Annotated in this window: 11 protein-coding genes; 5 read left to right on the top strand and 6 right to left on the bottom strand. The window is 71.0% G+C overall.

What is annotated here, in order from left to right; translation table 11 throughout:
- The first annotated feature begins 30 nt into the window (after positions 1 to 30).
- The 3 genes from dxr to ispG are packed head-to-tail and all read left to right on the top strand — an operon-like array spanning position 31 to position 3669.
- Positions 31 to 1242 (top strand): 1-deoxy-D-xylulose-5-phosphate reductoisomerase, encoded by a 1212-nt coding sequence (gene dxr, locus EF879_RS06090; RefSeq protein WP_123556780.1) that lies wholly within the window; start codon positions 31 to 33, stop codon positions 1240 to 1242.
- Positions 1242 to 2489, top strand: coding sequence for an RIP metalloprotease (locus EF879_RS06095; protein ID WP_123555699.1), 1248 nt, complete (start codon positions 1242 to 1244; stop codon positions 2487 to 2489). The genes dxr and EF879_RS06095 overlap by 1 nt, the downstream gene beginning before the upstream one ends.
- Before the next feature lie 7 nt (positions 2490 to 2496).
- Positions 2497 to 3669, top strand: a complete 1173-nt coding sequence (ispG, locus tag EF879_RS06100) for a flavodoxin-dependent (E)-4-hydroxy-3-methylbut-2-enyl-diphosphate synthase (RefSeq protein ID WP_123555701.1) — start codon at positions 2497 to 2499, stop codon at positions 3667 to 3669.
- 78 nt (positions 3670 to 3747) lie between these two features.
- On the opposite strand, the gene EF879_RS28480 is transcribed toward ispG, so the two are convergent.
- From EF879_RS28480 to EF879_RS28570, 6 genes are all read right to left on the bottom strand, one after another.
- Positions 3748 to 5913: a CotH kinase family protein gene (locus EF879_RS28480; protein WP_370375454.1), complete on the bottom strand. Its 2166-nt coding sequence runs from the start codon at positions 5911 to 5913 to the stop codon at positions 3748 to 3750.
- Between the two features lie 2 nt (positions 5914 to 5915).
- Positions 5916 to 6779: a polyphosphate polymerase domain-containing protein gene (locus EF879_RS06110; RefSeq protein WP_123555705.1), complete on the bottom strand. Its 864-nt coding sequence runs from the start codon at positions 6777 to 6779 to the stop codon at positions 5916 to 5918.
- On the bottom strand, positions 6776 to 7381 hold the full coding sequence (locus EF879_RS06115) for a DUF4956 domain-containing protein (protein ID WP_123555707.1): 606 nt from the start codon (positions 7379 to 7381) through the stop codon (positions 6776 to 6778). The genes EF879_RS06110 and EF879_RS06115 overlap by 4 nt, the downstream gene beginning before the upstream one ends.
- 252 nt (positions 7382 to 7633) lie before the next feature.
- On the bottom strand, positions 7634 to 8206 hold the full coding sequence (locus tag EF879_RS06120; protein ID WP_123555709.1) for a PadR family transcriptional regulator: 573 nt from the start codon (positions 8204 to 8206) through the stop codon (positions 7634 to 7636).
- A gap of 240 nt (positions 8207 to 8446) precedes the next feature.
- Positions 8447 to 10045, bottom strand: a complete 1599-nt coding sequence (locus EF879_RS06125; protein ID WP_123555711.1) for an arabinogalactan endo-1,4-beta-galactosidase — start codon at positions 10043 to 10045, stop codon at positions 8447 to 8449.
- A 378-nt stretch (positions 10046 to 10423) separates the two neighbouring features.
- On the bottom strand, positions 10424 to 11269 hold the full coding sequence (locus EF879_RS28570; protein ID WP_158624118.1) for a nucleotidyltransferase domain-containing protein: 846 nt from the start codon (positions 11267 to 11269) through the stop codon (positions 10424 to 10426).
- A gap of 182 nt (positions 11270 to 11451) precedes the next feature.
- On the opposite strand from EF879_RS28570, the gene EF879_RS06135 reads away from it, so the two are divergent.
- Together EF879_RS06135 and EF879_RS06140 are read left to right on the top strand one after the other, a co-directional pair.
- Positions 11452 to 11835 (top strand): DoxX family protein, encoded by a 384-nt coding sequence (locus EF879_RS06135; RefSeq protein WP_123555715.1) that lies wholly within the window; start codon positions 11452 to 11454, stop codon positions 11833 to 11835.
- A gap of 404 nt (positions 11836 to 12239) precedes the next feature.
- On the top strand, positions 12240 to 12467 hold the full coding sequence (locus EF879_RS06140) for a hypothetical protein (RefSeq protein WP_233604263.1): 228 nt from the start codon (positions 12240 to 12242) through the stop codon (positions 12465 to 12467).
- Positions 12468 to 12524: the final 57 nt, after the last annotated feature.

Raw genomic sequence — 12524 nt, forward strand, 5'->3', positions numbered from 1 at the left:
CGTTCAGGGGCGATCGGGGAGAATGTGCCGGTGAGTTCCCCGCGCGAGATCGTTCTGCTCGGCTCGACCGGTTCGGTCGGCACCCAGGCCATCGACATCGTCCGGCGCAATCCTGATCGGTTCCGGGTGGTGGCGCTCGGCGCGGGCGGCGGCAACGTCGGCCAGCTCGCCGCCCAGGCCCTCGAACTCGGGGTCGAGGCGGTCGGGGTGGCCAAGGCGTCCGCCGTCCAGGACCTCCAGCTCGCCTTCTACGCCGAGGCGAGCCGCCAGGGCTGGGCCAGCGGTGACGTCAGACTTCCGAAGATCATTGCTGGGCCGGACGCGATGTCCGAACTCGCGCAGTGGCCCTGCGACGTCGTCCTCAACGGGGTCGTGGGTTCGCTCGGGCTGGCGCCGACCCTGGCCGCGCTGCGGGCCGGCCGGACGCTGGCGCTGGCCAACAAGGAGTCGCTGGTCGCGGGCGGGCCGGTGGTCCGGGCCGCACTGCGCCGACCGGACCAGATCGTCCCGGTCGACTCCGAGCACTCGGCGCTGGCCCAGTGCCTGCGCGGCGGGACCCGGGCCGAGGTACGCCGGCTGGTCCTCACCGCCAGCGGCGGGCCGTTCCGGGGTCGGCGCCGGGACGAGCTGACCGCCGTCACCCCGGAGCAGGCGCTCGCCCACCCGACCTGGAACATGGGGCCGGTCGTCACGATCAACAGCGCCACCCTGGTCAACAAGGCGCTCGAGGTGATCGAGGCCCACGAGCTGTTCCGGGTGCCGTACGACGCCATCGACGTGGTCGTCCACCCGCAGTCGATGATCCACTCGATGGTCGAGTTCGTCGACGGCTCGACGTTGGCCCAGGCGAGCCCGCCGGACATGCGGCTGCCGATCGCGCTCGCGCTCGGCTGGCCGGACCGGGTCGCCGAGGCCGCCTCGGCGGTCGACTGGACGGCCGCGCAGAGCTGGACCTTCGAACCGCTGGACGAGAGCGCGTTTCCCGCCGTACGCCTGGCGAAGCAGGCCGGGGCGGCCGGGCGCTGCCGCCCGGCGATCTACAACGCGGCGAACGAGGAGTGCGTGGCCGCCTTCGTGGCGGGCCGGCTGCCGTTCCTCGGCATCGTCGACACGCTGGAGCGGGTACTCGACGCCGCACCCGACTTCCCCGAACCGGGTACGGTCGAAGAGGTGCTCGCCGCCGAGTCCTGGGCGCGGGCCCGCGCCCGGGAGATCATCGCGCTGGCGGTGGAAGGAGCCTGATGCTGTACCTGCTCGGGGTGGTGGCCTTCGCTCTGGGGATCCTCATCTCGGTGAGCCTGCACGAGGCCGGGCACATGCTGGTGGCCAAGCGGTTCGGGATGAAGGTGACCCGATACTTCATCGGTTTCGGTCCCACCATCTGGTCGTTTCGTCGGGGTGAGACCGAGTACGGGATCAAGGCGATTCCGCTCGGCGGTTTCTGCAAGATCGTCGGAATGACCCCGCAGGACGACGACGTCGACCCGGCGGACGAGCCCCGGGCCATGTGGCGGTATCCGCTCTGGAAGCGGACCGCGGTGATGGCGGCCGGCTCGGCGGCGCACTTCACGCTCGCCATCGTCACGCTCTGGTTCGCCGCGATCTTCATGGGGCTGCCGAACCCCGACTTCCCGACCACGGACGCCGACTTCCGGGCGGAGCCGGCGAAGATCGCGGTGGCGCCCTGCGTGGTGGTCGAGAACGTCGAGCGCGCCTGCCAGGCCGGCGACCCGGCGAGCCCGGCCGGCCAGGCCAACCTGCGGGACGGTGACGTGATCACCGCGATCGGAACGACCCCGGTGCGCAACTGGGGCGAGCTGCTCGACGCGGTACGGGCGACGAAGGCCGGCCCGGTCCAGGTCACCTACCTCCGGGACGGCGTCACCCAGCAGGCCACCGTCACCCTCGCCCAGGTGCAGCGGCCGCCGCAGGACCAGCCGGACGGACCGGTCGGCCCCACCTCCGCGCTCGGCGTCGGCCTGGTCCCCACCACGCCGGCCACCGTGACGTACGGCCCGATCGACGCGTTCGGGGCGACCGCCGACTTCACCGGCACCATGGCGGTGAACACGCTGCACGCGCTCCAGCGGATCCCGCAGAAGATCCCGGCGCTCTGGACCGCGATCACCGGCGGCGAGCGGGACGTCGACACCCCGATCAGCGTGGTCGGGGCGAGCCGGCTCGGCGGCGAGGCGGTCCAGCACGGCCTCTGGGAGGTCTTCGTCCTCCTCTTCATCTCGCTGAACTTCTTCATCGGCGTCTTCAACCTGCTGCCGCTGCTGCCGATGGACGGTGGCCACATCGCCATCGCCTGGTTCGAACGCGTCCGGTCGTGGATCTTCACCCGGCTCGGTAAACCCGATCCCGGGCGGGTCGACTACTTCAAGCTGATGCCCGTAACGTATGCGTTGATCCTGATCGGTGGCGCTTTCACGCTGCTGACCATCACCGCCGACGTGGTGAACCCGATAACCCTGATCCAAAGGTGAGTGCCCAGTGACCGCAGTCAGCCTCGGCATGCCCGCCGTACCTCCGCCGCCGTTGGCGAAGCGGCGGCAGAGCCGGCAGATCATGGTCGGTCCGGTCCCGGTGGGCGGCGGCGCGCCGGTGTCGGTGCAGTCGATGACCACCACGCTGACCGCCGACGTCAACGCGACGCTGCAGCAGATCGCCGAGCTGACCGCGGCGGGCTGCCAGATCGTCCGGGTCGCGGTCCCGTCCCAGGACGACGTGGCGGCGCTGCCGGCGATCGCGCGCAAGTCGCAGATCCCGGTGATCGCCGACATCCACTTCCAGCCGAAGTACGTCTTCGCCGCGATCGACGCCGGGTGCGCCGCCGTCCGGGTCAACCCCGGCAACATCCGGCAGTTCGACGACAAGGTCAAGGAGATCGCCCACGCCGCGAGCGACGCGGGGGTGCCGATCCGGATCGGGGTGAACGCCGGCTCGCTCGACAAGCGCCTGCTGGCCAAGTACGGCAAGGCGACCGCGGAGGCGCTGGTCGAGTCGGCGCTCTGGGAGTGCTCGCTCTTCGAGGAGCACGGCTTCCGCGACATCAAGATCTCGGTCAAGCACAACGACCCGGTGGTGATGATCCGGGCGTACCGGCTGCTGGCCGAGAAGTGCGACTACCCGCTGCACCTCGGGGTGACCGAGGCCGGCCCGGCGTTCCAGGGCACCATCAAGTCGGCGGTCGCCTTCGGCGCGCTGCTGGCCGAGGGGATCGGGGACACGATCCGGGTCTCGCTCTCCGCCCCGCCGGTCGAGGAGATCAAGGTCGGTACGGCGATCCTCGAGTCGCTCGGCCTGCGCGAGCGCGGTCTGGAGATCGTCTCCTGCCCGTCCTGCGGTCGGGCCCAGGTCGACGTCTACAAGCTGGCCGAGGAGGTCACCGCCGGCCTGGCGGGGCTGCCGGTGCCGCTGCGGGTCGCGGTGATGGGCTGCGTCGTCAACGGGCCGGGTGAGGCCCGTGAGGCGGACCTCGGGGTCGCCTCCGGCAACGGCAAGGGCCAGATCTTCGTCAAGGGCAAGGTGATCAAGACCGTTCCGGAGGGCCAGATCGTCGAGACGCTGATCGAGGAGGCGGCCCGGCTCGCCGACGAGATGGGCGCCGAGTTGCCGGAGGAGCTGCGGGAACTCGCCGCCGGCCCCACCGTCACCGTGCACTGACGACCGTCTGCGCAGGCTCCGTACGGACAGCGGCGCCGCCCCGTTCCCGGGGGCGGCGCCGCTGTCGTCATCCGGTCGTCAGGAGGCCGTACAGGTTGGTGTGGGTGGGCTGTTGGTGCCGGTCCACGAACCGAGGAAGCCGAACGTCGTGCTGGCGCCCGCGGCGAGCGCCCCGTTGTAGGCGGCGTTCGTCGCGGTCACCGTCGCGCCGCTGGTCGTCACGGTCGCGTCCCAGGCCTGGGCGATGGTCTGGCCGTTGGCGAAGGTCCAGGTCACCCGCCAGCCGTTGATCGCGGCCGAGCCGGCCGTGACCTGGACGTTCGCCTGGAACCCACCCGGCCACTGGTTGACGATGCTGTAGCTCGCCGTACACGACGGCCCGGGGACCGGTGGGGTCGTCGGTGGCGTGGTGGTCACCGGCGGGGTGGTCGGGGGCGTGGTCGGCGGTGTGGTGGGCGGTGTGGTCGGCGGCGTCGTGGGTGGTGTCGTCGTCGGGCCACCCCAGGCGGCCGTGGAGTCGAGCCAGGCGGCCCGCTCGAACATCCAGTCCCGCATGTACTGCACCTGACCGCTCCAGGTGGCGGCGGTCGGGGTGATGAACGGACCGAGTATCGGGGTGGAGAGGACCGGCCACTTCGCGAAGTTGCGCTCGGCGGCGGCGGTCAGCGGCGCGGTCAGGCTGTCGATCCGGGCCTGGAGCTGGGCGTTGGAGAGCAGACCCTGCCGGAGCTGCTGCCAGCGGGCCTTGACCCGGTTGACGAAGGCCGGGTCCTGGACCAGTCGCTGGAACCAGTCGTTCGGCGAGGCCGGGAACCGGGTCTGCTGGTACTGCCAGCCGGAGGTCTGGTTGTTGTTGAAGAAGCCGCCGACCCCGAACGAGAGGTCGTAGTCCCACAGCGGCCCGGCGGTGATCTTGCCGTCCCGGTCCTTGTAGAAGTGCGCGCTGCGGACGTACGCGTCCATCTCCCGGCTCAGCTCGTAGATGATCATGTGGTTGACGAACGAGTCCACGTCGATCCAGGCGGGATAGCCGGTCACCGGATCGGCGAACCCGGGGGAGTGGAGCATGTCGTGGAACTGCTGGATGTGCTGGGTGAGCCACTCCCGTTGGGCCGAGTTCAGCGGGTCCGGGTCGACCACCTCCAGGTAGTTCCAGCAGGTCTGGGCCGGGCCGGTGCAGGGCAGGGTCGGCTCCTCCGCGGCCATCCACTCGAACTTGAAGATGTATCCGCCGGTGATCTTCGGCAGGGTGACGTCGTCCTCGTCGAGCTGCTTCAGATCCAGCCGGTTCTTCGAGTTCTTGATCGTCTCGACGATGAGGTAGACGCCCTGGTAGTCGTCGGCGCTCACCGGCTGGTCGTCCAGGTTGACGTACACCTCGGCGAAGGCGAACCGCGGCGCGTGCAACCCCAGGTCGCGGCCGAGACCGTAGACGAAGGCGTCGCGAATCAGCGCCTTGTCCGTGTACGGGCCGCGCAGCACCCAGTCCGAGTCGGCGGGCATGCCCAGCAGCGGGAGGTCGAGGTCGTCGTCGGTGTTGTCCCGCAGCTCCAGCCGGTACGGCACCTTCGGGAACATCGCGCTCGAGTTGCCGCGCAGGTGGAAGCCGGCCCGACTGACCAGGCTGGGGGAGGCGGCCAGCGAGGTGGTGCCGGTGGTCGGCTGGAACTCCATCACCGCGGTGTCGACGTATTCGCGTCCCGGCGCGCCCTGGCCGTACGCGTCGAGCAGCAGGACCGGCAGGTCGTGGCTGGTCTCGACGGCCCGGGCCACGTAGATGGCGGTGCCGGGTGCTCCGGTCGCGGTGCCGTCGACGTACGCCTGGGCCCGGAGCTGGGTGGTGCGGGTGAACCGCAGCGGAGTGCCGGCGTAGCTCGGCGAGGAGGCGGTGGGCGGCCGGCCGTCGGTGGTGTAGCGGATGACCGCACCGGGGATCGTCGTGCCGAGCGAGACCGACACCTCGCCCACGAAGGTGCCGCTCGGCACCGAGAAGGTGATGTCGCCGGCAAGGTCCGCCGACGTCAGGTCGGCGCCCCCGGCCCGGGCCGCGTCGGCCACCCCGGCACCGGTACCGATGCCGGCGGCGGTGCCGGCCGCGCCGTCCGGCCCGGTCCGCGCGGTGCTGTCACCGGTCGCGGCCGATGCCGGCCGGGTCGCGGTGCCCGGGGCCGAGGAAGGGCCGAGGTCTGCCCCGATCGCGGCGGCGGCGAGAATGCCGACCGCGTAGTACACGAGTCTGCGCACGGTCACTCCGTTTCCGGTACGAGGGGACGGGTGGGGCCGGGCACGCGGGGGTGCCCGGCGACCGGCGGCGGCGTGGCGGCGGGGTGGCGGCCGTCGGAGATCAGGGGGGCGAAGTGCCGGCGGAGGGTGCGGCGCCAGGGCGCCGCCGGCAGCTCCGGCCGGAGCGCGGCGAGGCCGGTGGCGTACTTGGAGATCCGGATCGGGCGGTGCCCACGCGCCCAGAGCAGGCGGTCCACGTCGGAGGCGGTGGATCCGGTCTTGGTCTCCACGACGACGAGCTCCGGCAGGCACAGCGGCGGACCGGCGCCCTGCCAGGTCAGCTCGGTGTCCACGGTGACCCGGCTCGCCGTGCTGGGCAGGAAGAGGGTGCTGCGTCGGTAGCGGGTGACCAGGGTGGGGGCGAACACCGGGTCGGCGCCGAGCCGGATCGACTCCCGGGCGAGGACCTCCGTGACGAACGCCAGCCCCGGGGCCAGGGTGGCGTGGTGGTCGAGCCGGTACGGCCGCCGGTGCTTCACCGTGCTGCCCCGGGCGCCCCGGGTCTTCACCTCCAACCAGCAGAGCGCCGAGTCGAGGTAGGTCCGCGTCCTGACCTTGAAGCGGCGCCGGCGTCGGTGGGCGGTCGAGAGGTAGCTGCTCAGCTCCGGGGTGTCGAAGTACGTCGACTCGTACCCGAAGGAGCGGATCCCGTCGATCTCCAACACGCGTGCCCCCGGCTCGGCCAGCGCCAGCACCGCCCACGCCTCGGCGACGGGGAGGACGTACTTGCGGTCCACCCGGGTCTGTAGGGCGGCTCGGGCGACGAGCTCGTCGAGCCCGATCGGGTCCCGCCCCATCAGCGGCGTGCAGGTCACGGAGGTGCTCATCGCCGTACGCCTCCGGTGGCGGGGGCGGTGACCCGGGGCGTGGCCGTGGCTCCGGTCGGCACCGAGTAGCGGACGTCGACCAGGGTGGTGTCGTTGACCAGGTCCACCCGCTGGACGGCGGCGGCGTGGACCCGGGCGCCGAGGAGTTGTTCCAGGTGGGCGACGAGAGTGAGGTGGTCGGTGATCGCCTGGTCGAGCAGCATGCTGTGCCGGCGGTAGGTGCGCAGGAGCCGGGGGTGGTCGCCGACGAACATCACCAGCAGGATCAGGGCCATCATCGCGGGGATGTGCCACGCCGCCCCACCGCCGAGGGCGGAGAGGATGCCGAGGGCCAGGGCGCAGAAGTAGTAGGCGACCTCGTGCTGGTCGAGTTCGGTCGAGCGCAGCCGGATGATCGAGAGTACGCCGAAGAGTGCCAGGCCGAGGCCGAGGCCGGCGCCTCCGCCGCTGGTGCCGAGGGAACTCGCCACGGCCATCACCCCGACGTTGACCCCGAGGTACGCGGCCACCAGGTCGCGCCGCCGGTGCCGGGGGAAGTAGAGGCCGAACACGAGCAGGATCACGGCAACGATGTCGATCGCGAAGAGCGCCGGCTGCGGCATCTGCGGATCCTCCTGGATGTCATCCGGTGGCCGTGGGGTGAACGGTCACCGACGTCCAGGTTACATCGAAGTCAGTAAATGTGTCGCCCGGATCCTGCTAACGTTTCGTTACAGAAAAAGATCGATTTATGTCGATCATAATGGGTCAGACTATCCCGGCGCTGGCAGGGTGGCGCGGCGGGCCCGACCGGTCTGCGGGATCGGGCCCGCCGTGTGGCCGTACCGGGGCGCGGTGACCCGGGAAACCGCCGCTCACTCCGTCTCGGCGAGGATGGCGTACAGCTTGCGCCGGGTCTCGTCCAGCACCTGGGCGGCCCGCTCCCGCTGTTCGTCGGTGCCGGTCATCATGACCTGGCGAAGCGCGTTCATGGCCTGGAAGCCGGCGTCGCGGATCTCGTGCCAGCTGTTGATGGTCTCCGGGGCGAACTCGGCCCACGGGGGTGCCTGGGACGCCTGTTCCGCCTCCGGTCGTCCGGCCTCGGTGAGTTCAAACCGCTTCCGGCTGCCGGTGCCGTCGGTGACCGTCGCGATCAGTCCCTCGTCCTCCAGCAGCTGAAGGGTGGGGTACACCGACCCGGGGCTGGGGCGCCACGCGCCGCCGGTGCGGGAGTCCAACTCCTGGATCATCTCGTAGCCGTGCATCGGTCGCTCGTGCAGCAGCGCCAGGACCGCGCTGCGGACGTTCGGGCGGCGACTCCGTCCGTGCCGGCCGCCGCGACCGTGGCCATGGCCGAAGCCGTGTCCGCCCGGCGGACCGAAGGGCGGGTAGCCGAAGCCACTGCGCATTCGGGCCTCGTGGTCGGCCCAGAACCGACGGAATCCCATGGATCCTCCTCGAGTATCGGTGAGGCCTCAACGATATATCGGGAATGCATCGCCGACAACATCGGAGGAGTGATCAACGGCGGCGGGACTGATGAACGTCGGTGGAGCGATCAGCGGTGGCGGACTTGGTCACCGGCGGTGGGAGCGATCAGCGGTGCAGGCGGCGGCGCCCGAACGGACGGGGAGCCCGGCCGGGCGTGGCCAGGCTCCCCGGATGAACTCCCGCCCGCGTCGGACGGGTCAGACGGTGCCAAAGACGGAGAGACCGGGCAGGGCGTGGTCACCGTAGTCGAACAGCGCCTGGTTCTCCCAGCCGTTGCCGGAGGAGGGATCGGCCGGATCCCAGCCGTTGCCCGGCACCGCGGTCCAGGTCGGCTCCCAGTAGAAGACTCCGAGGCCACGGCCGTTCGGCACCGCCTTCACCACGTCGAAGACGGCACGCAGCGCGTCGGCCTGCCCCTGGGGCGTGGCGGGGTAGCCGCCGGCCTGTTGCAGGGCCGCGTTGAAGATGTTCGGCTCGGCGTCGTCGGCGTCCAGGGTGAAGCCGTACGCCGTCTCGGCCACCAGCACCGGCCGGCCGTACCGCGCCGCCAGGTCGTTGAGGTTGTACTGGAGGCTGGACAGCGACCCGTGCCAGTACAGGTAGTGCGACACCCCGATCACGTCGAACGGCACGCCCCGCGCGGTGGCCTGGTCGAACCACCATCGGTGCTGCGCGTTGTTGCCGCCCTCCGCCAGGTGCAGCATCACCAGGGTCGAGGCGTCCACCGCCTTCACCGCGGTGCTGCCGGCGGTGAGCAGCGCGGCGAGGTTGGCCCAGTTGGAACTGCGGCCGTCGGGCCAGAGCATCCCGTCGTTGATCTCGTTGCCGACCTGCACCATGTCGGCCGGCGTGCCCTGCGCCTTCAGCGCACTGAGGATGTCGTACGTGTGGCGGTAGACCGCGTCGCGGAGCTGGGTGAAGCTGTAGCCACTCCAGGCGGCGGGTTTGTACTGCTTGCCGGGGTCCGCCCAGGTGTCCGAGTAGTGGAAGTCGACCAGCAGCCGCATTCCCTGCGCCTTGATCCGGCTGGCCATGGTCAGCACCCGGGCCCGGTTGTTGTAGCCGTCGGCCGGGTCGACCCAGACCCTCAGCCGGGCGTAGTTGACGCCGGCCGCGCGCAACAGCTGCACGGCGTCGCGCGGGTTGCCGGCGGCGTCCCGGTAGACGCCACCCCGGTCCTCGCTCTTCTTCAGGGACGAGATGTCGACGCCGCGGATCAGGTTCGGGTTGGGGCCGGGGTTGCCACCGGAGCCGTCGGTGGGCCCGAACTCCAGGTCGTCCACATTGATCCAGTTACCGGCTCGGGCGTTGGAGACGATGCTCGCGGTGCACCGGCCCGTCGTGACCTGGGCGGTCACCGAGATCTGGGTCCAGGTGGAGGTGGTCGGGATGGGGGTTCGCTGTTCGGTGCCGCCGCAGTCCCGCAGCGCCAGATACGTGGCGACCTGGCCGCCGCCCGACCGGACCCAGGCCCGCAGGGTGTACGACCCGGTGGCCAGCCCGGTCAGCTGCTGGTACGTCTCCACCTGGTACGCCGACGACGCCCAGTGCGACAGCCGGTAGGTGCCGGAGCGTCCGCCCGCCTCGGTGAAGCTCGCGCTCTGCTGCCCGCTGGCCGACGACTCGGACCAGCCGGGCGGGGTCTGGGTGCCGCCGGAGGCCTCGAAGCCCGGGTTGGTGAGGGTGGTGGCGGCGGACGCGGGGACGGTGGTGCCGGCCAGCAGGACGGCGGTGAGCAGCACGAACGCGCCGGTGACGGTGGCGGTGCTGCGCAGCGGTCGGGACGAACCGCTCATGGTGCTTCCTTCCGTCGGAGGGGTGGGGAAGCCGGCCGGTGCCCGCCTACCCGTCGTGGTGCGCGGCACCGCCGGCCCCCGACCGCCCGGTCACCGCCGCCGGTTCCGCACGCTCGGGTACGCCGACCACGGCGGCGACCGTGGCCGGTCCGACCGGTGTGAACCTGAGTGTTCTGTGCCGCATCGCGGCAACGTTCCTCCTTGGTGGGAGCGCTTACAGCACGCCACGATCGACGTCTGGCTGCGGTGATGTGAGGTAATGTCTGCCGGGCGGGGACACTCTGCGGTGAGCGCTCACAGAATCATTGATGTACGCCTATGTCAAGGGGTCTGGGTCAGGTCAGGCGCCGGCGATGCCGGGGTCCGAGGCCGACCCCGTCACCGCGGGGTGGACAGACCCCGTGCCACGGTCCGGGTCCCGGGGCCCGCGCCGCTGCTCGACCGGGTCGCCCGGATGCCGAAGCGGCGCCAGGCGTCCTCGGCCACCCGGTCAACGCTGTCGAGCGCGGCGCGGAGGTCGGCGGCGGTGAAGCGCTCCGGCGCCCCGGCACGCCACCGGACGGCGCGGTGCGCGAGGTCGGCGTACGCGGGAAACAGCTGTCCGAGGTACGCCCCGGCGGCCTTCGAGATGACGTCCCCGTGGGCGAGCGTGTGGTGCAGCCGTGCCGGGCCGAGCGCGTACCAGCTCACCGTGCCGGCCTCCACGGGCTCGTCCGGGTCCACTTTGGTTAGTGCTGCCCGGGTCGTCGCCGCCCGCGACCGCCAGTACGTCCGCAGGTTGTCCAGGTTGTACCGGCGTACCGCCTCCGGGTCGACCCGTACGCCCAGCTCGGCGACTGCCGGGCCGCGCACCCGTACGCCGTAACGGTGCAGGGTCAACCACAGCACGGGGGTGAGGTCGCCGCAGGGTTGGTCGGCGGTGAACGTCCCGTTGACGACGTGCGGCACCACCCGCTGGTCGTCCGGCCACGATCGGGCCAACGCCGGCTCCAGGTAGACGCCGTCGAGGTGCGGCGAGTCCGGCATCCCGGCGTGCACCGTGGCGAGGGCGGCAGCGTCGTCGGCACCGGCCGGACGTGACGTCAGGATCACCGTGTCGACGTCACTGACCCCGGGCCGCCAGGCGTCGAGCACGGCCGACCCGACCAGGTAGAGGCCGCGTACGTATCCGGGCAGCGCCCGGTCGACCGCGTCGAGGTAGGTCCGGGTCAACTCGTTGATCACGTGGGCGATTCTGGCAGCTCGGTGGCCACCGCAGGACCCGGGCCGGGGGCGCGGCTCCACTGTTGTCCGCGCACGGTACGCCGTCCTCGGCCACGTCGGGGTGAGCTGGGCAACAGGCCGTCACACTTCACCGGGCAACGGCGTCAGGGCTACGAGCACGAAGGTGTGCGAAGGGAGCGTTCATGAACCTTGCCCTGTGGATTGTTACCGGCATACTTGCCACGGTCCTCCTGATCAGCACCTCCAAGATGTTCATACCCAGGGAGCGGATAGCCGCCGTGGGTCGCGCGGGAGAGTGGGTAATGGACTTCAGCCCCGGCGCGCTCAGGACCATCGCGATCCTCGAGATCCTGGCGGCGGCGGGGCTGATCCTGCCAGCCGTACTCGACATCGCACCGGTTCTCGTGCCGGTGACCGCGGTCTGTGTGGCGTTGCTGTTCACCGGGGCGGTGATCATGCGCCTCCGCCGTGGTGAGAGGGCGACGATTCTGCCCGACCTGGTCTATCTCGCGATGGCCGTCTTCGTTGCCTGGGGCCGCTTCGGACCCGAGCCCTTCACCGGTTGACCGCCGGGTGCGGCGGCCGCCCCTCCGGCGGCCGCCGCCGTCGGATGCGTGGTACGCGTACCCGCCCCCGGCGGGCAGGGGCGGGAGACCGTCGTACGAGGCGGTGTCGACCAGTCGTCGCCGGCCGAGGTGCTGCCGTGGCCGGCGGCGTTGTCACCGACCTGTGCACGCTCCCAGCGGCGTGGCACACGATGACACACGGCTCGAAGAGCAGATCAGTCATCGATACCTCTATTGACATGAGTGCCCGGTAAACCAGGACTGTGAGCGCTCCCAGTTCGTGTCTCGGGACCACCACCCGATGCCCCCGGACACCGAGAGGTTGAGATGACCCGTCCGCTCGGCGGGACGATCCTGGCGGTGGCGCTCGCCGCCAACCTGGTCGCCGCCTGTTGGTCTTCACGATGATCGCCACCCTCCAGGTGTTCGGTGAGCCGATGGCGCTCGCCCCGCTGACCAACGCGATCTCGTCGACCTGGACGCCACTGATGAAGGTGCACCGCGACGCCTTCACCATCAACGACCCGTACGCCGCGGCGGCCACCTCGGTGCTGATCGCCGCGGTCACCCTGGTGCTCTCCTTCGGCTTCCTGCGACTGGTCCAGCACCGGGCGTTTGGACAGGAGCGCTGATGGCGACCGCGAACCCGCCCGGACACCTGGCCGCCGGACACCCCGGCCGACCCGCTC

Origin of the sequence: Micromonospora sp. HM5-17, from assembly GCF_003762835.1 — a bacterium.
Taxonomy (GTDB): domain Bacteria; phylum Actinomycetota; class Actinomycetes; order Mycobacteriales; family Micromonosporaceae; genus Plantactinospora.

Bases quoted from the DNA above. Each gene is read 5' to 3' on its own strand.
- EF879_RS06095 (WP_123555699.1), top strand. From the start codon at position 1,242: ATGCTGTACCTGCTCGGGGTGGTGGCCTTCGCTCTGGGGATCCTCATC.
- EF879_RS06110 (WP_123555705.1), bottom strand. From the start codon at position 6,779: ATGAGCACCTCCGTGACCTGCACGCCGCTGATGGGGCGGGACCCGATC.
- EF879_RS06115 (WP_123555707.1), bottom strand. From the start codon at position 7,381: ATGCCGCAGCCGGCGCTCTTCGCGATCGACATCGTTGCCGTGATCCTG.
- EF879_RS06120 (WP_123555709.1), bottom strand. From the start codon at position 8,206: ATGGGATTCCGTCGGTTCTGGGCCGACCACGAGGCCCGAATGCGCAGT.
- EF879_RS06125 (WP_123555711.1), bottom strand. From the start codon at position 10,045: ATGAGCGGTTCGTCCCGACCGCTGCGCAGCACCGCCACCGTCACCGGC.
- EF879_RS06135 (WP_123555715.1), top strand. From the start codon at position 11,452: ATGAACCTTGCCCTGTGGATTGTTACCGGCATACTTGCCACGGTCCTC.
- EF879_RS06140 (WP_233604263.1), top strand. From the start codon at position 12,240: ATGATCGCCACCCTCCAGGTGTTCGGTGAGCCGATGGCGCTCGCCCCG.